The 746-nt window shown below is 39.9% G+C and carries 1 protein-coding gene; it reads right to left on the reverse strand.

What is annotated here, in order from left to right; genetic code table 11:
- Positions 1 to 650, reverse strand: a 650-nt coding sequence (locus tag QTN94_RS20145; RefSeq protein WP_331428666.1) for a hypothetical protein, incomplete at its 3' end; no start/stop codon positions are given.
- Between the last annotated feature and the right edge of the window lie 96 nt (positions 651 to 746).

Here is a 746-nt window from a genome sequence, read left to right on the forward strand (position 1 = left end):
TCTTTTTGACTCTCTAGGATTAGGGTGATGATTTTTTGTTTTTCTTCTATAGACGAACAGTAAAAATCTCTACGGCAGCAATACTCGGTGGCGGTATGACTGTCAATTCTAAACATAGTATCTTTCACTACGTTAAATAGAATTGGACTATCAGAGAAGAAGATTTCGTGTTTTAGTACCGTTGGCTGAAAATTGGTCATCCCAAATGACATCAGTGCAAATGCCCCTGCACCCACTAAGGCTAACGGGCCAAGTAAAAAGACGGCAATAAAACACACCACAATTCCCACCCAAGCAAAGCCGCGCACGATTTTATACGCCACCTCTGGGATCATATCTTGCTCTGTGTAATGAATACCCCGTGAGGTTAAGTGATAGCAGCGATGTTTATCCGGGGAAAAAAGGTATCTTGAGACCAATACCATCATAGTCATAAATGCCAAAAGTCCCCAAAAAGCAATTGAGTCCATAGTTAGCTTATCGAAAACAAACCAAAAAAAACCAAATAATAAACAACCCACAAACATCGGTATCAACCAATTCACTAGATTCTCGTGTTTTAAACCAGCACCTTTACACTCCCAAGAGTAGGCTATCTCAGCGTTATAAAGTTGTTCCTTAAGAGACTCTATACTTTGATCATTATTCATTAGTCGATTCTCACTTCAATAAGACGAGTGCCAAATTCTTTTGGCGCAGGCTCTACGGTTAAATCACCTTGTTTTTTACCTGACGCTATATAGCCC

The sequence above is a fragment of the Vibrio sp. M250220 genome, assembly GCF_036533795.1.
In the GTDB taxonomy this organism is placed as follows: Bacteria; Pseudomonadota; Gammaproteobacteria; order Enterobacterales; family Vibrionaceae; genus Vibrio.